The sequence below is a fragment of the Arachnia rubra genome (assembly GCF_019973735.1).
Classification (GTDB): Bacteria; Actinomycetota; Actinomycetes; order Propionibacteriales; family Propionibacteriaceae; genus Arachnia; species Arachnia rubra.
In genome coordinates this window covers 2,208,831-2,229,274 of record NZ_AP024463.1, presented here as the reverse complement: position 1 = coordinate 2,229,274, position 20,444 = coordinate 2,208,831, and the positions used below count along the sequence as shown (strand labels likewise).

The 20,444-nt window shown below is 63.7% G+C and carries 20 protein-coding genes; 11 read left to right on the top strand and 9 right to left on the bottom strand.

Features of this window, described 5'->3' with window-relative positions; translation table 11 throughout:
* The first annotated feature begins 91 nt into the window (after positions 1–91).
* Positions 92–895, top strand: coding sequence for a serine O-acetyltransferase (gene cysE / locus SK1NUM_RS10255; RefSeq protein ID WP_212321728.1), 804 nt, complete (start codon positions 92–94; stop codon positions 893–895).
* A gap of 11 nt (positions 896–906) precedes the next feature.
* Here cysE and SK1NUM_RS10250 read toward each other — a convergent pair whose 3' ends face one another.
* Positions 907–2,685, bottom strand: coding sequence for an acetyl/propionyl/methylcrotonyl-CoA carboxylase subunit alpha (locus SK1NUM_RS10250; RefSeq protein ID WP_212321726.1), 1,779 nt, complete (start codon positions 2,683–2,685; stop codon positions 907–909).
* 89 nt (positions 2,686–2,774) lie between these two features.
* Between SK1NUM_RS10250 and SK1NUM_RS10245 the strand changes: the two genes are divergently transcribed.
* On the top strand, positions 2,775–3,266 hold the full coding sequence (locus SK1NUM_RS10245) for an NUDIX hydrolase (RefSeq protein ID WP_212321723.1): 492 nt from the start codon (positions 2,775–2,777) through the stop codon (positions 3,264–3,266).
* Positions 3,263–3,667: a hypothetical protein gene (locus SK1NUM_RS10240; RefSeq protein WP_212321721.1), complete on the top strand. Its 405-nt coding sequence runs from the start codon at positions 3,263–3,265 to the stop codon at positions 3,665–3,667. The genes SK1NUM_RS10245 and SK1NUM_RS10240 overlap by 4 nt, the downstream gene beginning before the upstream one ends.
* Before the next feature lie 7 nt (positions 3,668–3,674).
* On the opposite strand, the gene SK1NUM_RS10235 is transcribed toward SK1NUM_RS10240, so the two are convergent.
* Both SK1NUM_RS10235 and SK1NUM_RS10230 read right to left on the bottom strand, forming a co-directional pair.
* Positions 3,675–4,709: a coiled-coil domain-containing protein gene (locus tag SK1NUM_RS10235; protein WP_212321718.1), complete on the bottom strand. Its 1,035-nt coding sequence runs from the start codon at positions 4,707–4,709 to the stop codon at positions 3,675–3,677.
* Complete coding sequence (locus tag SK1NUM_RS10230) at positions 4,706–6,103, bottom strand: coiled-coil domain-containing protein (protein ID WP_212321717.1); 1,398 nt, start codon at positions 6,101–6,103, stop codon at positions 4,706–4,708. Before SK1NUM_RS10230 ends, SK1NUM_RS10235 begins: the two co-directional genes overlap by 4 nt.
* 160 nt (positions 6,104–6,263) lie before the next feature.
* On the opposite strand from SK1NUM_RS10230, the gene SK1NUM_RS10225 reads away from it, so the two are divergent.
* The gene (locus SK1NUM_RS10225; RefSeq protein WP_212321716.1) at positions 6,264–6,947 is read left to right on the top strand and encodes a DUF6882 domain-containing protein; all 684 of its coding nucleotides are present in this window, start codon (positions 6,264–6,266) and stop codon (positions 6,945–6,947) included.
* A 42-nt stretch (positions 6,948–6,989) separates the two neighbouring features.
* On the opposite strand, the gene SK1NUM_RS10220 is transcribed toward SK1NUM_RS10225, so the two are convergent.
* Genes SK1NUM_RS10220 through SK1NUM_RS10210 form a run of 3 tightly spaced genes read right to left on the bottom strand, consistent with a single transcriptional unit; the run spans position 6,990 to position 9,384 of the window.
* On the bottom strand, positions 6,990–7,598 hold the full coding sequence (locus SK1NUM_RS10220) for a Maf family protein (protein WP_212327710.1): 609 nt from the start codon (positions 7,596–7,598) through the stop codon (positions 6,990–6,992).
* Between the two features lie 2 nt (positions 7,599–7,600).
* Complete coding sequence (locus tag SK1NUM_RS10215) at positions 7,601–7,813, bottom strand: acyl-CoA carboxylase subunit epsilon (RefSeq protein WP_212321715.1); 213 nt, start codon at positions 7,811–7,813, stop codon at positions 7,601–7,603.
* A complete protein-coding gene (locus SK1NUM_RS10210; RefSeq protein WP_212321714.1) occupies positions 7,810–9,384 on the bottom strand; it encodes an acyl-CoA carboxylase subunit beta in 1,575 nt (524 codons plus the stop codon). The genes SK1NUM_RS10215 and SK1NUM_RS10210 overlap by 4 nt, the downstream gene beginning before the upstream one ends.
* A 209-nt stretch (positions 9,385–9,593) precedes the next feature.
* On the opposite strand from SK1NUM_RS10210, the gene SK1NUM_RS10205 reads away from it, so the two are divergent.
* From SK1NUM_RS10205 to purE, 4 genes are all read left to right on the top strand, one after another.
* Positions 9,594–10,358: a biotin--[acetyl-CoA-carboxylase] ligase gene (locus SK1NUM_RS10205; protein WP_212321713.1), complete on the top strand. Its 765-nt coding sequence runs from the start codon at positions 9,594–9,596 to the stop codon at positions 10,356–10,358.
* Positions 10,359–10,546: 188 nt separating this feature from the next.
* The gene (locus SK1NUM_RS10200; RefSeq protein ID WP_212321712.1) at positions 10,547–11,041 is read left to right on the top strand and encodes a PH domain-containing protein; all 495 of its coding nucleotides are present in this window, start codon (positions 10,547–10,549) and stop codon (positions 11,039–11,041) included.
* Positions 11,042–11,055: 14 nt separating this feature from the next.
* Entirely contained in the window at positions 11,056–12,213 is a 1,158-nt protein-coding gene (locus SK1NUM_RS10195; RefSeq protein ID WP_212321711.1) for a 5-(carboxyamino)imidazole ribonucleotide synthase, read from the top strand.
* On the top strand, positions 12,206–12,703 hold the full coding sequence (gene purE / locus SK1NUM_RS10190; RefSeq protein ID WP_212321709.1) for a 5-(carboxyamino)imidazole ribonucleotide mutase: 498 nt from the start codon (positions 12,206–12,208) through the stop codon (positions 12,701–12,703). Before SK1NUM_RS10195 ends, purE begins: the two co-directional genes overlap by 8 nt.
* Before the next feature lie 86 nt (positions 12,704–12,789).
* On the opposite strand, the gene SK1NUM_RS10185 is transcribed toward purE, so the two are convergent.
* Both SK1NUM_RS10185 and SK1NUM_RS10180 read right to left on the bottom strand, forming a co-directional pair.
* The gene (locus SK1NUM_RS10185; RefSeq protein ID WP_212321707.1) at positions 12,790–14,202 is read right to left on the bottom strand and encodes a DUF3352 domain-containing protein; all 1,413 of its coding nucleotides are present in this window, start codon (positions 14,200–14,202) and stop codon (positions 12,790–12,792) included.
* Between the two features lie 200 nt (positions 14,203–14,402).
* Positions 14,403–15,620 carry an LCP family protein gene (locus SK1NUM_RS10180; RefSeq protein WP_212321705.1) on the bottom strand — a complete coding sequence of 406 codons (1,218 nt, stop codon included), beginning with the start codon at positions 15,618–15,620 and terminating at the stop codon, positions 14,403–14,405.
* A 121-nt stretch (positions 15,621–15,741) separates the two neighbouring features.
* Between SK1NUM_RS10180 and SK1NUM_RS10175 the strand changes: the two genes are divergently transcribed.
* A complete protein-coding gene (locus SK1NUM_RS10175; RefSeq protein ID WP_212321703.1) occupies positions 15,742–17,226 on the top strand; it encodes an LCP family protein in 1,485 nt (494 codons plus the stop codon).
* 5 nt (positions 17,227–17,231) lie between these two features.
* The gene (locus tag SK1NUM_RS10170) at positions 17,232–18,218 is read left to right on the top strand and encodes a glycosyltransferase family 2 protein (protein WP_223927492.1); all 987 of its coding nucleotides are present in this window, start codon (positions 17,232–17,234) and stop codon (positions 18,216–18,218) included.
* A 13-nt stretch (positions 18,219–18,231) separates the two neighbouring features.
* Here SK1NUM_RS10170 and SK1NUM_RS10165 read toward each other — a convergent pair whose 3' ends face one another.
* A complete protein-coding gene (locus SK1NUM_RS10165; protein WP_212321699.1) occupies positions 18,232–18,897 on the bottom strand; it encodes a TIGR03089 family protein in 666 nt (221 codons plus the stop codon).
* A gap of 189 nt (positions 18,898–19,086) precedes the next feature.
* On the opposite strand from SK1NUM_RS10165, the gene SK1NUM_RS10160 reads away from it, so the two are divergent.
* A complete protein-coding gene (locus SK1NUM_RS10160) occupies positions 19,087–20,166 on the top strand; it encodes a mannose-1-phosphate guanylyltransferase (protein WP_212321697.1) in 1,080 nt (359 codons plus the stop codon).
* The last annotated feature ends 278 nt before the right edge of the window (positions 20,167–20,444 follow it).

The window sequence follows — 20,444 nt, the reverse complement described above, 5'->3', positions numbered from 1 at the left end:
GTGCCCTGTGGATGATGGCCAACTATTTGGAACCTGCAAGTGGCGTCGGCTTCCACTAGGCTGACAACCACTCGACCGATTTGGAGAAGCAATGGATCCTGCACGTATCGTCGCCGACCACCTGATCTGGGAATCCATCCGTGCCGAGTGCGCAGAGGCTGCCGCCAACGAGCCACTACTGGCCGGGTTCCTGTCACATGTCGTGCTCAGCCAGCCGGATCTTGAGACTGCCCTGGCATATATTCTCGCCGCCAAGCTCGACAACGCCACCCTCCCGGCGCTCAGCCTCCGCGACATCATTCTCGATGTACTGCGTGACGAGGAGTGCATCCAGCACGCTATCCGTGCCGACCTGCAGGCTGTGGTCCATCGCGATCCTGCCGCCTCGGGGTACGCCGGCCCCCTGCTGTATTTCAAAGGTTTCCATGCCATCCAGGCCTACAGGGTGGCGCACTCCTATTGGGAACGTGATCGCCGGGCTCTGGCCCTGTACCTGCAGTCGCGGATCTCGGAGGTTTTCGCTGTCGACATCCACCCCGCGGCGAAGATCGGCAAGGGCATCATGTTCGACCACGCCACCAGCGTGGTCATTGGCGAGACCGCCGTCGTCGAGGATGACTTCTCGATGCTGCACGAGGTTACTCTCGGTGGTTCCGGAAAGGTCGGTGGCGACCGCCATCCCAAGATCGGGCGGGGCGTGATGATCGGTGCTGGGGCCAAGGTGCTCGGCAACATCCGCGTCGGCGAGGGAGCGAAGATCGGGGCGGGCTCCGTGGTGCTGAAGGACGTCCCACCACGCACCACCGTCGCGGGCATCCCAGCGAGGGTGGTCAGCGTGCCCAGCGCTGCCCTGCCCGCTCTCGACATGGACCAGTTCCTGCCGTCGGCCCAGTAGAAGGCCAAGGACTACTCCGGGTCCGTGATCTCGCAGATGACATCACCTGCATTCACGGCCTGGCCTGGGGCGATGGCCAGCCTGGCGACCTGGCCGGGACGGTGGGCATGCAGCGGCTGCTCCATCTTCATCGCCTCGATGACCGCCACGACCTGGCCCTCCTCGATGACCTCGCCCTCCTGGACGGACAGCTTCACGATGGTGCCCTGCATGGGGCAGATCAGCCCGTTGCCGCTCGGCGCGGAGACCTTGGCGCTACCGCGGTCACGCCTGGTCGGTCGTTTCTGAGTCTTGCCGCGGGCCTCGGGCCGGGTGCCGAACCCGGCGGGCAGTTTCACCTCCATGCGGCGTCCGTTGACCTCCACGGAGATTACCTCAGGCTCGCCTAGGGCCTCAGGCTCACCTAGCACACCCGTATAGGCGGGGATCTCGTTGGCGAACTCGGTTTCGATCCAGCGGGTGTGCACCTTGAACTTGCCGTCGGCAGCGATGAAGTCAGGCTCCTCCAGCAGCACCTGGTGGAATGGGACCACCGTCGGCATGCCCTCGACCTGCAGCTCGCCCAGTGCCCGCCGTGCCCTGGCTAGGGCCTGGGTGCGGTCTGCCCCTGTGACGATCAGCTTCGCCACGAGCGAGTCGAAGGCGCCTGGCACTGTCATCTCAGCGTGATATCCCTCGTCGACGCGAATTCCAGGCCCGGTGGGGGCATGCCACCTGACCAGGGTGCCTGGAGCTGGCATAAAGCCGCGGCCCGCGTCCTCGGCGTTGATGCGGAACTCGATGGAGTGCCCGTGGATTTCGGGGTCGTCGTATCCCAGCTCCTCGCCCTCGGCGATGCGGAACATCTCCTGCACCAGGTCGATACCCGTCACCTCTTCGGAGACCGGGTGCTCCACCTGGAGGCGGGTGTTGACCTCAAGGAAGGAGATCGTGCCGTCGAGACCGACGAGGAACTCGCAGGTGCCGGCGCCGACGTAACCAGCCTCCCTCAAGATGGCCTTGGACGAGCCACGGAGGAGCTCCACCTGCTCGTGGCTGAGGAAGGGGGCCGGTGCCTCCTCGACGAGTTTCTGATGGCGGCGCTGCAGCGAGCAGTCACGCGTGGAGACCACCACCACGTTGCCGTGCGCATCCGCCAGGCACTGGGTCTCCACATGCCGCGGTTTATCCAGGTAGCGTTCGACGAAGCAGTCCCCGCGCCCGAAGGCGGTGATGGCCTCCCGGGTCGCGGAGTCGAACAGTTCGGGGATCTCTTCAAGCGTGCGGGCCACTTTCAGGCCGCGCCCGCCTCCACCGAAGGCTGCTTTGATCGCGACCGGCAAGCCGTGGCGCTCGGCGAATCGCACCACCTCAGCGGCATCGGCGACCGGGTCGACGGTGCCTGGAACCTGCGGGGCACCCACCTTTTGCGCGATGTGACGAGCTCTGACCTTGTCCCCCAGGCTCTCGATCGCCTCGGGCGGCGGGCCAATCCACTTCAGGCCCGCATCGATGATGGCGCGGGCGAAGTCCGCGTTCTCAGCCAGGAAGCCGTACCCCGGATGCACGGCGTCGGCTCCAGAGCGGCGCGCCACGTCCAGGAGTTTGCCGACGTTCAGATAGGTGTCAGCTGGGGTGGCGCCGTCCAGGGCGAAAGCCTCGTCCGCGAGCTTGACGAACAGCGAATCCGCGTCTGAGTCCGCATACGCCGCCACCGAGGCGATGCCGGCATCCCGGGCAGCCCGGATCACCCTGACAGCGATCTCCCCACGGTTGGCGATCAGAACCTTCGAGATGGTCGTGCTGCCCACCCTAGCCTCCTTGAGTCGGATTCTTTGCCGCGGAGTCTAGCTGCAACTACGGATCGTTGCGTTGCGTCGCACCCAACTAGGGTTGGAGCATGCCAACGCCTGAATTCATCCTCGACTTGCGCCGCCACATCGGAAGCGCCTCGCTGTGGCTGAGCGGAGCCAGCCTCCTAGTGGTGCGAGAGGGGAGCATAGGACCGGAGGTGCTGCTCTGCCGTCGCGCCGACGACGGCGAGTGGTCAGCGATCTCCGGGATCGTGGAGCCAGGGGAGAACCCTGCCGAAACGGTGGTGCGTGAGGCCTGGGAAGAGGCCTGCGTCGAGGTAGAGGTGGACCGGATGCTGTGGCTGGACGCGATGGACGAGGTCACCTTCCCCAACGGTGACCGGTGCCGTTTCCTGGATCACGGGTTCCGGGGCCGCCTGGTCGGCGGGGAACCTGGGATCGGTGACGGTGAGATCAGTGACGTCGGATGGTTCCCGGCAGGACGGCTTCCGGCTCCCAGACAGGCCCGGCTGGCCGCTCAGGTGCGAATCTGCCTGGATGATCCCCGTGATGTCGTGCTGGGGCTGGAACGCCGATGAGGCGGACTGCAGCCTGGCTGCTGCTGGTCTCAGCGTTCTCAGGATGTACCACCCCACCACCGCAGGCCACCACCCCGGAGGTTACCTGGACGGCAGTCGCCCCCAGCGACGGGGCCACTTTGACTCAGCTCGGATTCCGGAACGGCCCCACCGACTTCTGGCTGCCCGAGGGCCTGGTGATCCGTGACCGCGTGGACCTGGAATCCAACATCACCCTGACCATCACATCCCCGGCAAGAGCCGAACTGGCCGCCTGGCTGAGACGGAATCTGCCCGCCGCCGGGTTCGAGATCACGGCTGACGGGCAGGATTCGCTGCTCTTCAAACGCGGTCAGTGGCAAGGTGCCTTCACGGTGGCTGGGGAACTGTCGGCTCTCACCCTGCGCACTGATCGCGAGTAACTGGGGGTCACTTGGCCTTGGCAGTGGCTTTCGCCGGCGAGATCTTCTTCGCAGCTCCCTCATCAACAGCGGCCTCGCTGGGGCTGGCAGGGCTGCTGGGCGACAGGTTCATTGCCAGGGCGCTGCCTCCGAGGGTGGAGAGCATCTGCCTGACGTTTGCGAGCTGCTCGGTGATGGAGTCGCGGCGGGCGGCAAGCGCACTCAGCTCTCGTTCGGACTCGCGCTTGACACGCTCGGCTGCGACCCGGGCGTTCTCGAGCCGCGACTTTGCCTCGGTGGCCGCACGTTCCCTCTCGTCTTCCGCTGAGGCATGGGCCTCCTCTAGCACGCGGACGGCCTCCGCCTGAGCCTCCGTCAGCTTGTCGTTGGCCACCGCGAGAGCGCGCTCGTGGTTTGCCATCTGGGTGGCGAACTCTGCTGTCGCACGTTCCCGGCGTTCCGCGAGCGTGGCCTCGAACTCTGCTGCTGCGGCTCCTGCAGCGGCACGCTGCTGCTCGAAGACGGCCTCGGCCTCACGCCGGCGCGCTGACGCCTCACGATCGGCATGGTCCAAGAGCTCGTCGGCCTCGCGGTTGGCCTGCTCGATGATCCGTGCTGCATCGGCCTCAGCCTTGGTACGGGTCTCGTTGGCGTAACCGTCCGCTGCGGCGCGGGCATGCTCAACCTCATGGGCCACCTGGATCTCCATAGCCTCGGCGTCCTCCTGGGCACGGAGTCGGATGTCCTCTGCCTCCTCCTGGGCCAGGTTGAGCATCTGCACGATCCGCTCTCCGAGAGAGGCGAAATCCGTCCCGTTCGCGGCCGCGGAAACATGGGCCTGGGCCTGGTTGAGCTGGTCCTGGAGCTCGGAGACCTGCTGCTGCAAACCGGTGACACGGCCCTGCGAGGCTTCAAGCGCCTGGTTTAATTTATTGATCTCCACTGTCTGAGTGGCCGCCTCCTGCAGGGCGGCAGCGTGCGTCTGGCGCATACGGCGCAGAACGGAGTCAACCTGGGCTGGATCATAGCCCCGGCGCACCGTTGCGAATGTTTCGTCGGTCATCGGTCTCCTATTTCATCGTCGCCGGGGGCAGCTAAAGCCTCAATGACCCCGGACAGTTTACCCAACTGGGCTGTGATCTCATCACGTCGCCTGGAAAGCAGATTGACCTCTTCGCGGGCTTCTCTCAACCGGCGGCGGGCTTCTGCGCGGGTTCGCTCAGCCTCAGCGTTGGCTTGTTCGACCTCACGTTTGGCTGCCTCACGATCGGCACGCAGTTTCGTGTAATGCTCCGAATGGAGCTGGTCCAGCTCGGTCATGGTCTGCTCACGCAGAGTCCGGGCCTCCTCCTTCGCAGCGGAGAGGATCCGGTTGGCCCGTTCCACCAGCTCCCGGGACTCCTCCCCAGCGGTGCGGCGGCGGGTATCAGCCTCTGACTCGGCGGTACGACGGGTTCGCTCGGCCTCCTCCTGGGCTGCCGACAACAGACTGCCGACCCTTTCGTTGGCTTCCCGCACAGCCGCGATGGTGGCGGCCTCAGCCACCGCCAACTCGTGACGGCGAGAGACTATGAAGGCATCCAAGTCGTCGCGCTGGGTCTGCTTCCAGACCTCCAGTTCCTCCGCGGCCTCCACCCGCCTCGCCTCCACCTCGGCCTCTACGCTGCTTCGTAGGTCTGCCACAGTCTGTTTGGTCCAGCTCAACTGCGAGGATGCCTCTTTGAGCAACTGCTGGGATTCCCGCTGAGCGGAGGCGAGCAGTTCCTCACGCTGTTTTTCAGCTGTATCGACTGTGGCCTGCGTCGCAGCTATGTACTCCTCGCGCCATGTGGTGGTTGTCTCCCTGAGCCGTTCCGCCTCCTTGTGGGCCGCCTCGACGATTTCCTTGGCCTCCTTGCGGGCCGAGGACAGCAGCTCACGGGTCTCGGCCTCGGCCACCGCAGTACGCTCGGCGATGCCCTTGTCGCATTCCTGCTCTCTTTTGGACCAGGTAGCCTCCAGGCGCTTTTGCTCGGCGTCTCGCTGCGCCTCGATCTTTTCCGCGGCCTCCTTGGCCTCAGTCAGGATCTTGTCCGCCTCATCGCGGCTGCGCTGCACTATCTGGTCTGCTTCCCGCGTGGCGTCAGCCCGCAGCTGGTCGCAGGTCTGCTCCGCCCCAGCCACCAGGCGGGCTGCGCGTGATGACGCCTCGCGCATAGTGGACTGCGCCTCTTCATCTGCCGCAGACATGTGCTGGCGGGCCTGATCCCGCGTTTCGGCTAGCTCATGCCTCGCTTGGGCATTCGCTGCCGCCAGGTCCTCAGCAGCGGCTCTTTCCGCCTCGTGGCGGCGCAGGATCTCAAGCACCTCAGCCCGGGTTTCGGCTCGCAGCTGGTCTGCCATGGCCTGCGCCTGGTCCAGAATCCTGGCAGCCTTCGCCCCGACGTCGGTCAGGGGAGAGCGGGCAGGTAGCGACATGCCCCAATTCTGCTGCTCGGTTGAGCCGTCCTTCAAGTCCCTGCCATGACCGGTCAACCGGCGATAACGATCTGGCGGGGCTTAAAAGAAAATGTCATACCCTTTGAGGTGGTCTGGAAAACGCTCGGGTGCCGGTCCGGGGATGTGGAACCATAGCCCCATGGCTGTAACCCTCACCGATGCTCTGAATGACTTTGCCCTGCTGGCTGTTGAGGGGCAACAAACCCTGTTTGACCAGGCCGGTTCCGCTGCCTGGGAAGCCGACCTGGACAAGCGCAAACTGTGGCTCGGAGAGCATGTCTATGACGTCGCGGTGATCGGCACGTCATCCGAGATCTCCAACACCTGGATGTGGTCCTGGGCGAACCCGGGCTATGGCTCTTCGCATCCAGCGGTCTCGGCGATCTTGCCGGGCTGCGCCAAGGGGCGTGAGGCTGGTATCCCGGAGTTCACCACCGAGATGTTCTCGCTCGATGGTGTGACTGACTATGGGATGCGGCCGGGCTCCGCGGTTGCTTTCCTCACCGCGAGGCTAGCGGGTGCAACCGCTATCTATGCCGCCCCATACCAGCAGGGCGTGGCATACCTGGCGATACTCAATCTGGCACTGTCGGATCCTACGCCTGTGGTGCTCCCGCGGATGATGTCGACTTGCCTGGAGTATTCCGGGAACCACCGGCAGACGATCGGCACCTACGGCGCTCAGCGAGGTCTCAGCCCGGAGCGGACCGATGACGGCGGCATTATCCTGAACTATCCCGGTGGAGCCCGCGTGCGCTGCGGCTTTGATGACTGGAACCGGATCACCCGGATGGAGAGTGACCTACCATCTGGGCAGGAATGACCTGAGAGGTCCGGCAGGGACCGGAGTCAGCCCTCTCGGGCGTCAGCTGGTGGCTTCTGCCTTCCACAGGCTTGGCCAAGTGACGCCCAGATCGAGCAGGATCTGCCGGAGCAGGGGGAGAGAAAGCCCGATGACGTTGTGAGGATCACCTTCGATGCCGGTGACGAAGGCGCCTCCCAGGCCATCAATGGTGAAGGCTCCGGCAACCTGCAGGGGCTCACCTTGGGCGGCATAGGCTGCTATCTCGTCGTCGGTGATGTCGGCGAACTTGATCACCGTGCTCGCGGTGCGGATGGCCTGCCTGGCTTCGCCGCCATGGCGTACCAGCACGAAATGTCCTGTGTGAAGCACTCCCTGACGGCCACGTATCCGCCTCCACTGTGCAGTCGTAGCCTCCAGCGTGTGGGGTTTGCCGTGGGCTCGTCCCTCGAACTCCAGCACAGAGTCACAGGCAACGAAGATCGCGTCGCCGGCGACGCGCTCGGCTACATACTCTCCTTTCGCGGCAGCCAACCGCAGCGCGAGCCGGGAAGGCTGGGGTTCGACGATGAGTGATTCGTCGAAATTGCTGACCTGAACCTCGGGGTCCAGTCCGGCCCGGCGCAGCAGCTCCAGCCGCGAAGGGGATTTGGAGGCGAGTATGAACCGCATCATCAGAACCTGATGTAGGTGCGCCAGGCATCACGGCCATAGACAAGCTGCTGGCGTACGGTCCGGTAGTAGGACTTCCAGCCACCCGCCAGCGGACGGTCATCAGCCGCCTTGAGCCTGTCCTCGGCCATGCCCAGGGCCTGGAGTACGACCACCAGGGCTGCGATCTCCTCCTCTGTGGCCCCGGCGGCCCGGATGTCGTAGCGCCCGGTCACAGTGGGATATTCCCGTGCTTCTTGGGGGGCAGCTGCTCACGTTTTGTGCGCAGCAGCCGGAGGACCCGGATGATCTGGGCGCGCGTCTCGTGTGGGTAGATCACCTGATCAATGTAACCCCGCTCCGCCGCCACGTAAGGGTTCGCCAATTCCTCGTCATACTCCGCCATCAGCTCCTGCCGCCGCTGGCCGGGATCCTCAGCCTCCGCCAGGGTCTTGCGATGCAGGATGTTGACAGCGCCCTGAGCCCCCATCACCGCGATCTGTGCCGTTGGCCAGGCGAAGTTCACGTCTGCCCCGAGATGTTTCGACCCCATCACGATGTAGGCACCGCCGTAGGCCTTACGGGTGATGACCGTGATCGTGGGCACAGTGGCCTCAGCGTAGGCGAAAATCAGCTTCGCACCGCGCCGGATGATTCCCTGATGCTCCTGGTCGACTCCAGGAAGGAAACCGGGCACGTCGACGAACGTCAGCACCGGGATGTTGAAGGCATCGCAGGTGCGGACGAAACGTGCGGCCTTCTCGGAGGCGTCGATGTCCAGGCAGCCAGCAAACACAGTGGGCTGGCTTGCGACGATCCCTATTGGACGACCCTCGATGCGTCCGAAACCGGTGATCACGTTGCCTGCGAACAGCTCCATGACCTCGAGGAACTCCTCATCGTCCAGGACGTTGTGGATAATCTCGCGCATGTCGTACGGCTGATTCGCGGAGTCTGGAATGAGTTGATCCAGCCTGCGGTCATGGTCGGTGATGACCAGGTCTACCTCGGCGTCGTCGTAGACAGGGGGATCCTCCAGGTTGTTCTGTGGTAGATAGCTGATCAGGTCGCGCACATATTCGAGGGCATCGTTCTCGTCAGCTGCCAGATAGTGTGAGTTCCCGGACCTGCTGGAGTGCGTGCGGCCACCCCCCAGCTCCTCCATGGACACGTCCTCGCCGGTCACCGTCTTGATCACCTCAGGCCCGGTGATGAACATCTGCGAGGTTCTGTCCACCATCACCACGAAGTCGGTCAGGGCAGGGGAGTAGACGTGACCGCCCGCCGCCGCGCCCATGATGAGCGAGATCTGCGGAATCACTCCCGAAGCGCGGGTGTTGCGGCGGAAGATTTCCCCGTACATGGCCAGGGAGGCCACCCCCTCCTGGATCCGCGCGCCGCCACCCTCATTGATCCCGATCAGGGGACAGCCGGTTTTCAGCGCGAAGTCGATGATCTTGACGATCTTCTCGCCGTAGACCTCTCCCAGGGCTCCGCCGAAGATCGTCACATCTTGGCTGAAGACACAGACAGGGCGGCCATGGATTGCTCCAGTGCCAGTGATCACGCCATCCCCGTAGGGACGCCGGGCATCCATCCCGAAGCTCTTGGAACGGTGCCTGGCGAATTCGTCCAGCTCTGCGAAGGTTCCCTCATCCAGGAGAGCAAGCACCCTCTCACGGGCGGTCATCTTGCCTTTCGCGTGCTGTTTCTCAACTGCGGCAGCAGAGCCCGCATGGACGGCCGCGTCGATGCGGCGTCCGAGGTCCGTCAGCTTCCCGGCGGTGGTGTGGATGTCGATGTCCATGCAGGGCACCTTAGCGCTCAGCCGTGACACCCACTGCCAGACCGGTTCATAACGGTTTCCACAGACCTGGGCAGGGGCTATCTGTGGGACGGAGAACCCCCGGTACCGATTCCTTAAGGTCATGGGCCTCATGAGAGAGTTCGCTGGCAGGGATGGGCAGGGCTGCCTTGCCGCCCCTTCCCATCGGTGGAGCCTCTAAGGTGACCAGCATGTCCGAGAATATGTGGCGTGAGGTGCGGTGGCTGGATCACACTGGATCCACCAACTCCGATGTGGCGGCCGAAGCCAGGAGAGGGGAAGCGGAAGGCCTCGTTGTCGCGACGCTGGATCAGCGGGCCGGCCGTGGACGCCTGGACCGCAGCTGGGTGGCTCCCCCCGGTGCCTGCCTGGCCTTCTCACTGCTGCTCCAGCCCAGGCCTGGACCTTCGCAGTGGGGGTGGCTTTCGCTGCTGGCGGGCATGGCTGTGCATGCCGCTATCAGCGGGATGGCCCGTGAACCCCAGAGGGTGCAGCTCAAGTGGCCCAACGATGTCCTGATCGACGGTCGCAAGGTGTGCGGCATCCTCAGCGAGCGTATCGAGCATCCGGGAGGGGCCAGAGCCGTCATTGGAGTCGGCATCAACATCTCGATGGATGAGGATCAGCTTCCGGTGCCTTCCGCCACATCCTGCAGGATAGCCGGGCTTCCCGAAGATCCCCGGCGGCTTCTGGTATCGGTGCTGGAACACTTCCAGCGGCTCTACGAGTCATGGCAGGCAGCAGGTCAGGTGCGCAGCGAGTATCAGCGGCACTGCGCATCCATAGGCATCCCGTTGCGGATCGTCGTCGACCAGCAGCGGGCGATAGCGGGCACCGGGCATGGAGTCGATGAATACGGGAGGCTTCAAGTCGAAACGGATGCTGGAGTCCAGGTCTTCGCGGTCGGTGACGTCGTCCATGCCCGGTTCGGGGAGCTGCCTGAGCGGGCGGTATGAGGGATCCCGCAGTGGTGATCGCCCAGAGCAGAGGTCTGGGCCTCGCCGCGGCTGTGGGGCTTTGCCGGTGCGCGAGCCGGTGGGTCTTGTCATGACGGCGCCTGGATGCCGTCTGTCCCAGTGCCCACCGGCGGAATCTCCAGCCAGTGCCTACCAGCGCGGTCCCGGGACATGAAAGACTTAGAGGCATGGCGTTTAGGAAGGACATGCTGTCTCGCGACGAGCAGGTGGTGATGCACCTGCGCACTCACATCAAGTCGCTCATTGGGGTGATCCTGATCCTGTTCCTGGCCAGTGCACTGCTGGGGATCGGGCTGGCGCTGATCCCGGAGCAATACAAGCCCTGGACCACCTGGGTCCTGCTGGGCCTCTACCTGATCGCGATCATCTGGTTTGTGCTCAAACCCTGGCTGCTGTGGCTGTCCGCCACCTACACGGTGACAAATCGTCGCATCATTACCCGGAAGGGTATCTTCAACAAGACCGGCCACGACTTCCCGCTCCGCAGCATCAACAACGTCAACTACGAGAGCTCATTCCTGGACCGCATCTTCGGATGCGGAACCCTGATCCTCGAAACCGCTGCTGAGAAGCCGCTGACCCTGCCGGATGTTCCCGGCGTGGAGAGGGCGCATGTGGTGATCGCTGACCTGATCTTTGACGGAGAGCCTGATCCCGAATAGTAGGCTGCTGCCTCGTGAGTCGTCGTTACCGGGTGGGGATTATCGGGGGCGGGCAGCTGGCCCGGATGATGCAGCAGGCAGCAATCGGGCTTGGTATAGAGACCCATCTGCTGTCCGAAGGCCCCGACACCTCTGCTGCACAGGTGGTGCCCATCACCGAGGTAGGCGACTACACGGACCTTGAGACACTCGCTGGTTTCGCGGAGAGCTGCGACGTCATCACCTTCGATCATGAGCATGTCCCCACCCGGCATCTGCGGGCGCTGGAATCCCAGATCGCGGTACGCCCAGGCCCGGATGCCCTCGAATGTGCACAGGACAAAGCCCGGATGCGCGAGCGTCTGTCCAGCCTAGGCGTACCCTGCCCCCAGTTCGCGATCTGCCGTAGCACCAAGGAACTCCTAGAGTTCGGGGAGAAGCAGGGCTGGCCTATCATCGCCAAGACCTCTCGGGGTGGATACGACGGCAAGGGGGTGTGGAAGCTCGATGGCCCGGATGCCGCTGTAATCCCCTTTGAATCCAAGCCTGCTGTCTCCGCCGGTGAGGAGGTGGTGATTCTCGCAGAAGAGTTCATCGACTTCGAGCGGGAGCTCTCCGTGATCGCAGTCCGGTCAGCCTGCCAGGCCGTGGTCTATCCCGTCTCCGAGACCACCCAGCGCAATGGCGTGTGCATAGAGACGATCACTCCCGCGCCCGGGCTCTCCCAGGCTGATGCGACGACGCTGCAGGAGCTGGCGCTGCGGATCGCGGGTGAGTTGGGAGTCGTCGGGGTGCTTGCGGTGGAACTCATGCAATCACGTGACGGGCGTGTGGTCGTCAATGAGCTGGCCATGAGACCTCACAACACCGGTCATTGGAGCATCGACGGGGCGCGTACCAGCCAGTTCGCAAACCATATCCGCGCTGTCTTGGATCTTCCGCTCGGTAGTCCTGAGATGACCAGCCCCGTGGCCGTCATGACGAACATCCTGGGTGGGTCGGAAGATGACCTCACCGAGGCGCTCCGCCATGTGTTTGCCCGGGACCGGGAGGTGGCTGTCCACCTGTATGGGAAACAGGTGCGTCCTGGCCGTAAGGTGGGGCACGTCACCGCGTGCGACACCAGCCTTTCCGCAGCACTCCGGAGATCCCGGCATGCCGCCGGCTATTTGATGGGAGAAATCGATGAGTGACGTCGCGATCCTCATGGGTTCCGACTCAGACTGGCCCACGATGCAGGCGGCGGCTGAGGCTCTTGAAGAGTTTGGCATCACCTACCAGGCGGATGTCGTCAGCGCCCATCGGATGCCTGAGGAGATGGTCGCCTTCGGCCGCACTGCCCACGAGAAGGGCTTCAAGGTGATCATCGCAGGGGCGGGAGGAGCAGCTCACCTGCCTGGCATGCTGGCGGCACTGACCCCGCTGCCGGTGATCGGGGTGCCGGTGGCGCTCAAGCATCTCGACGGCATGGACTCACTGCTGTCGATCGTTCAGATGCCGGCGGGAGTTCCGGTCGCCACGGTCGCTGTCGGCAATGCTCGCAATGCCGGCCTGCTCGCTATCCGTATCCTCGCAGCCGGCGATGAGAAGCTGCGCGCGCAGATGGTGCAGTTCCAGGCGAATCTAAGAGACCTGGCTCACGCTAAGGGGGATGTGGTGCGGAAAGCCAGCACCCGCAGCTGAGCGAGTGGAAAACATTTAGAGAGGCCCCGGTGCACTTCACACGCACCGGGGCCTCTCTAAATTGTTGATGGATGCTGTATTCAGTCTCAGTTGGTGCCGATGCGGAGCCAGGAATCGGAATAGTGATCGTCGATCTGGCCTGCGACCATCCCGACGCCGCTGATCCGCTCCAGGTTCTGCTTGAGGTTCGTGGGCAGGCCCTGGCCGGAATTTCCATCCATCAGCTTGATGACCTGCTGGGCGTCCACCCAGCCAGAGAACTGTGGATTGTCGATTCCCTTGGTCAGCTTCTCGTGTTCGCTGTTGCTGCTGAGCTTGTTGCTGGGGTTCTTGAAGGCCTCGGAATTAGGGCCGAAGGTCGTCGTGACGGTATCTCCCTCAACAGCCGACTCCAGGCCCTCGATGCCAGCGTTCTGGGCAATCGCTTCGATGAGGTTCTTGTGCTTGCTGGGATCCTTCGTGGTGACCTTGAGGCCGAACTGGGGCGTCCCGGACTCGCCGCTGGTCATGGCAAAGGAGATCTGGCTGCCGAGAATGGCACGCAGATCATCCGCTGACGTGATGCCTGCCTCCTTCAGCTTTTCCTTCTGGGAGGCTGGAAGGTCCTCGATCTGCTCCCACACCTTGTCCATAGTCTCCGAGGGGATTGAGAGGGCGAAAGAACCGAGCCAGTCGGTAGGCAGGCTGCCCGCCGCATCCTTGACGCTCTCTCCCCGCTCCTTGAAGCCCTCTTTGCTCCAGCTGATAGTCCGCAGCGCGATGGCGCCGTCCTCTACCTTGATGCCTGCGGCGAGGCGGGAATCAACGATGCTGGACTCAGAGGCCGTGGAACCTCCTGTGGTGGACTCGAAGCTCTGTTTCACGAGCTCAGAGGAGACCCAAGCGGTGGCCAGGTAGCCGTCGCCGAGCTTGCCCATATCCGCTTTGTAGTCCTCGTTGGTGGTGATGTTGCTGCTCTTCAGGGAGTCCTCGGTGATCTCGATACTCTCATCGGTGATGACCATCGTGTCGTCATTGAAGACGACTTTGCTGCTGGCCGCGTGCTTCTCGGCGAAGGCCTTAGCCGCGTCCTTGTTCGTGACCTGGAAGGAGAAGACGGGAGTGGCGGTGCTGCGGCCAGTTGTGCTGGGCATCATGGCGATGGCCGCGGAGTCACCGAGCCACTGCTTCACTTCGGAATCGTAGTCGGGGGTGCTGGGGCTGGTCTTCTCGACAAGGGACCAGAGGGCCTTCTTGTAGTCGTCCCCGACCTCACCGGCCTGCTCCTTCAGGACCGGGAACTTCTCGGCGATGTCTTTGACGGCGAGCTTGTCGCTAGCGGACGGATTGAGGTTGACCTCGAACACCGCGAGGGCATTCGACGGGATGCCCTTGGCTGCGGCAGGAGCTGCCCCACGCAGCAAGGACCACGCGAGGACGCCGCCGCCGACCACCAGGGCAAGGGCGACGACGCTGGCGATGATTGCTGTTTTCTTTGACTTGGGTTTGGTAGGAGTCATCACGCCGGCTGGCTGATAGGGCCCCTGTGCTGGTCCGGGATGCTGCTGCCAGGGTGCTTGTGACTGGTCGCTCTGCCCCTGAGGTTGGCTCCCCTGTGGGGGAGGACCGGAGTAGTTCTGATTCATGGTTCATCCCCTCTAAATTGAGAAACTGACTAATTTCCAGGGTAGCGGCATCTGGGATCAGGCAAGCGGCGATCCTAGTTGGAGTACTGCGCGAGGGGTTCGGTGTTTCCTGCGATCACGGCGTCGAAGACGGTTTTGCTGGCCTCTTTGTCCCATAGCATCACGCTCTGGCCGTCTCTGCTGGCGTTGGCGTCGGAGACGGGGACGCTGAGTGAATACCCGGACCCGAGAGCCGAGCTGAGGAACACCTGGACTCCGCCCAGCACCTCTCCGAATCCGGTATCCGAGCCTCTCCCCAGGGTGTGCGCGGCTGCCATGTTGAGCTTCCAGTAGGAGACGGGATTGAGCAGGGTCAATGGGTTCATGGCTTTCTTTGCGACCTTCCCGATGACCTCGCGCTGACGCATCATGCGGCCCACATCACCTGTCTGGTCAGCTTTGCGCATCCTCACGTAGCCCAGGGCGGTCTTGCCGTTCAGGGTCTGGCAGCCGGCAGGCAGGTCCAGGTGTGCGTCCTTGTCCTTGATGGCCTCCTTCGGGCAGACCTCGATGCCGCCGACCGCGTCCACCGCCTCGACAACGCCCAGGAAGCCGACCTCAAGATAGCCGTCGATCCGGATGCCCGTGTTGGACTCGATCGTCTGGACCAGCAGCGGTGCCCCACCCCAGGCGTAGGCGGCGTTCAGCTTCGCGCTGCCATGGCCTGGGATCTTGACCCAGGAGTCCCGGGGCAGCGAGATCATCGCTGCCTTCCCCGACGGGGGTTTGTAGAGCAGCATCATGCTGTCCGTGCGCTGTCCCTCCGTGTCACCGGTCCCGAGTTCGCCACGTTGTTGCTCGGTTAGTTTTTCACGGCCGTCTGACCCGACTAGCAACACGGCGGTGCCAGGCTGGTCTGCGGGACGGCTGCCCTCAGGCGTGGCGGGTATCACGGTTCCGATAGTCCAGGCATAGATGGGGGTGCCCACCATGAACAGCATCCATGCCAGGACCAGGGCGAGCACCAGGCGCCTGATGGGATGCCGGCGCTTCGGCCTGCGTGTCCTCGGGGAGCGGCCAGCTGGTGGTGGGGCGCCGAACTCCTGGTAGGGCGGCGACGGGGGTGCGGGCGGTTGGGCGGGAGGCTGCTGCGCCGAGGAGTGGGGGTATAGAGAAGATGAGGCCTGTGGGTAAGATGACGACTCCGGGCGGGACGCAGCGGCTTCCTGCTGAGGATAGATGCGGGTCCTTTCTGGTTCCGGTTCGCGGCGGTACAGCCAGTCAAGGCCGGAGTCGTGCTGCTGGTCGCTCATGGCCTGAAAGACTACCCTCCGGACAAGAATCATGGCCTCGACGGCGTGCCTGCCTGGGTGAGGGCAGGTGCCGGTTCAGTCTAAATACAAGGAGCCCGTATCGTCTGCCCGTGGAGCCGCCATGCCTTCCCCCGACGCCGCCGTACAGAAACGACGTGCCGTCGGGCTCATTGTCTTGACCGTCTTCCTGCCTGGGGCTGCCCAGTTCGCGGCCGGGAATCGTAGGCTGGGCCGTGTCGCACTCCGGATTTTGGCGTTGCTGGTGGCGGCTGCACTGCTGGTGGGGCTGGGGCTGTTGTTCTGGCGAGGACCCACCGTGAGTTTCCTGCTCAACGGGCCTGTCACCATCGTCATGAGGGTTCTGGTATGGCTGGTTTTCCTGGGCTGGCTGGTGCTGCTGTTCGACGCCTGGCGGCTGGCCCGGCCCCCGAGCCTGCCCCGTCGCGCCCGCCTGGTCCTGACCGCGTCGTGCCTGCTGCTGGCGCTGCTCGCCGGGTTGGGCACCAATCTGCTCGCCAGCGCCTTCACGGCAGCTGGGCATGTCGGCGATGTGTTCCCGGGAGGCGGTGACAGTCAGACCAAACATGGGCGTTACAACGTCCTCCTGCTGGGGGTGGATGCAGCGGCCGACCGAGAGGGAATACGTCCCGACTCGATCAATGTGGCATCCATAGACGCCAATACCGGTCGTGCGGTTGTCTTCGGGCTGCCACGCAATCTCATGGGCGCCCCGTTCCCCTCCACCTCGCCGCTGGCGAAGCTCTACCCCAATGGTTTCCGCTGTGGGGAAGACTGCATGCTCAATGGTGTCTATACCCTTGGGCAGGAACATGCCGACCTCTATCCCAGACAGGAAGCAGGCTTGGCGGCCACCAAGGAGGTAGTCTCCGAGCTGCTGGGGCTGGAACTCAACTACTACGCCATGGTGGACATTTCGGGCTTCCAGCGTCTTATCGACACCATGGGCGGCATCACCCTCGACATAGGCAAGCAAGTCCCCATCGGTGGGGTCGGTTCGGAGATCTACGGTTGGATTGAGCCTGGCAAGGGGGTTCACCTCGATGGATACCACGCTCTCTGGTTCGCCCGGTCCCGGGCAGGCGCTGACGATTACGAACGTATGGTGAGGCAGAAATGCGTTATGTCTGCCATGGCCAAACAACTCGATCCCAGCACCGTCGCCGCAAAATTCGTCGACCTCGCTGAGGCAGGCTCCGACATCGTGCGCACTGACGTCGGAACAGAAAAGTTGCCGGAACTGGTGGATTTGGCGATCCGCGGAAAATCATTGCCCATCGACTCCGTCAACTTCTCTCCGCCGCTGATCGAGCCGGCCTCGCCTGATCTCGGCCTGATCCGCAGCACAACGGCAGAGGCCATCGCGGCGTCGGAGGCCCAAGACAGTCCCTCTACACCCGCCACCAGCAGCGGTTCCCCCGCCAGCAGTGCCCCGGTTCCCTCTACGACCTCTGCGTCAGGGAAGGATTCTTCACCGAACGTCAAGGCCAGTGACAAGACCGAGGCCAGTGATAAGACAACGAGCGAGGCCACCTCATCGCCCACCCCGGAGCCGGGTGCCGACGTAGCCATCTGCCGAGTAAGTTGAGCCGGGTGATTCCCGAACCCGTCAGTGTCGTCATGCCAGTCCGTAATGAGGAACCGCACCTGGAGGCCGCCGTGCGGCGAGTCCTTGCCCAGGACTACGCAGGTGAGATCGAGGTGGTACTCGCCGTTGGACCCAGCGGAGACCGCACCCACGAGATCGCCAACGCTCTGGCGGCTGCTGATTCTCGAGTCGTCGTGGTCGACAACCCGACGGGGTTCACGCCAGCAGGCCTCAACCTGGCTATCAAGGCCGCCAGCCATGAAATCGTCGTTCGCGTCGACGGACACGCTGAGCTGTGTCCCGGGTATATCGCCACCGCTGTGGCGGTCCTCCGTGAGACAGGAGCCGCAAATGTGGGCGGTCTGATGGATGCCCAGGGCCGCACTCCTTTTGAACAGGCCGTTGCTGCCGCCTACAACTCACACCTGGGGCTCGGCGGTGGTGGTTTCCATCTGGCTCGTACTCCAGCGGGCCCGGCTGATACGGTGTTTCTCGGCGTCTTCCGCCGGGATGTCCTGAACGAGCTGGGCGGTTTCGACGAGTCCCTGCACCGGGCCCAGGACTGGGAATTCAACTACCGGCTCCGCCGCGCCGGGCACCTGGTGTGGTTCACCCCGGAGCTCCGGGTGGTCTACCGGCCCCGCTCGAGTCTTCGTGCCCTGGCGAGACAGTTCTACAAGACAGGGCAGTGGCGCCGAGAGGTGATCCGGCGTCATCCCGAGACCGCAAGCCGACGCTACCTCGCCCCGCCCGCGGTTGTCCTAGGCGCAGGTGTCGGCCTGGGGGTAGGCCTTGCGGGAGTGCGGTTGCGGCATCCCTGGCTGACAGCCCTGCTCGCCTTCCCGCTGCTGTATCTGGGTTTCCTCGTGTTCGCCACCGTCACGATGCGCGATGTCCCTTCTGCGGCGCGGTCCCGCCTGCCGCTGGTGCTGTCCACCATGCATCTTGCCTGGGGGCTCGGTTTCCTCCGCGGGCTGCCTGCTCGCAGGTGAGGCTCTGCTGGATTCAGGCTACCGGGGCGGTGCGCTCCTCCGCGGCGATCCTGGCGGTGCGCTCAGCTGTGGCGCCGGTCACCACCACCGTCGATCCACCCCCGAGCACCGGGGCAACCAGCAAGTTGCTCACAGCCGCCCATCCCGGTTTCGGATCTGCGAACAGCCGCCTCTGGCCCGATCCCGGCACCCGTGCCACGTCCGCATGGGTTATCCCAGGTAGCCAGGCCAGCTCATCCGGGGACACCGGCTCCGCCCAGTGCATGTCTGGTTCTGTCAGCACATCGGCGTAGTCCGCGCAGTCTGCTGGAAGCGCTGGGACTCCCAGGCCCAGCGGATGCAGGGAACACATCACCGTGACGGGTCCACGTTCTTGGCTCAGGGAACCGACCACCGCCAGGGCCGTCTCGTCGCCGTTCCTCTCGGCAACGCTGCATCCACGTTGCCAGGCCGCTGCAACCCACACTGCCGTCACCCAGTGCCCGGGATCGGTTCGCAACAGATCCAGGTAAACCACTTCGCCGGCCTCCGCCCCAAGGCCATCCAGCATGTTGACAGTCTTGTCCACCCAATTCGTGAAGGTAATGCCGGACAGCTCCACCCGTGAACCTGCTGCCTCGTCATAGTGGGTGAACAGGGGGCCTGCGCCGGGTCTGGCGTGGAGCTGCTTGATGAACATGCCCTGATCTTAGAGAGCTCGCCAGTGAAGACCAGGAGCTCACGTTTCCCTGGGCCGTCGCTGGCGAGGTTTCATTGACTAGAGCACGGGATCCCCGTGGTGCCACCACGCAGATGATTTCCACAGACACGATCTCTTGGTTCTGTGAATCGCCCAGGTAAGGGCGTCGCGTCCCACTAGAGTCTTCGCATGCGCTACGTGGTGATCATGGCGGGCGGTTCGGGCACGAGGTTGTGGCCTCTCTCCAGGCAGGGAACGCCCAAGCAGCTTTTGGAGTTGTTCGACGGCAAGAGCCTGTTGCGGCTCGCATATGAACGGGTGGCGGGCCTTGTACCCGATGCCCGGATTCTCGTGTGCACGTCCCGGACATATGCGGATGTCGTTGCCCGGCAGCTTCCGGAGCTCCCGGAGGAGAATTTGCTGGGAGAACCTGTGGGCCGCGACTCGCTGAGTGCAGTCGCCTGGTCGGCGGCGGTCCTCGAGCGCCGGGACCCTGAGGCCGTGGTAGCGATGCTGAGTGCCGATCACATCATCACCCCTGCCGAAGAGTTCCGCGCGACCCTGGAACTCGCATTCGAGGTTGCTGAGTTCAGGGAGCAAGCGCTGGTGACCATGGGGGTGCTCCCGACCGAGCCCCATACGGGATTTGGTTACCTGCATCGCGATAGCCCTGTCGACGGGCTGAGAGGGGTCTGGCGGGTCTCGGAGTTCAAAGAGAAGCCCGAGCTGTCTGTCGCGAGGCGCTACGTTGCCTCCGGGGAGTACTGGTGGAATGCCGGGATGTTCGTCTGGCGTGCCGCGACACTTCTGGCCCAGCTGGAGACGCTTGTGCCAGACACTGCTGAGAAAGTGCGCAGAATTGCTGCGCACAATGAACTCCTAGACGAGTTGTTCCCCAGCCTTCAGAAGACTTCTGTCGACTACGCGATCATGCAGCCTGTCTCTCTGGGCCAGGGCAGCGCCGAGGTGCTCACGGTCGGGCTGGAAACATCCTGGATCGACGTGGGCAGTTATCAGAATCTTGCTGAGCAGTTCCTACTGGATGAGCATGGAAACCGCGTTGATGGGCGCAGCATAACCTTGGACTCTTCAGGCTGCGTGATCATCAACACCACTAGTGACGGGCATGTTGTGGCCACTCTGGGTCTCCGTGACTGTCTCGTGGTCCATACCCTGACTGCGACTCTCGTCGCGCCTCTTGCCGAGACCGGGAGGATCCGGGAACTGGTCGCCCTGGTCCATGATCACCTTGGTGCCGAATACGCCTGACGAGAGAACGTTCTCATGGCCGGAGAGGGGTGTACCTGGCCATGAGGACGACAAGCATGTGACTGCCTAGCCAAACGGAGGACAGTTGGGGCTAGGGATCTGGATTGCTCCCCTCCGTGGCACAGGTAGGATTGACGCATATCTTCAACCTTCAATTTAATCTTACTGCCGGGGATCCCATCCCTCTGGCAGACACGCCCATGGAGGCGTCAGATTGTCCGGCATGCTGGCCGCGATGGTCTTGACGGTGAGAACGGGACAGTGGTTTTTCCTGGCGG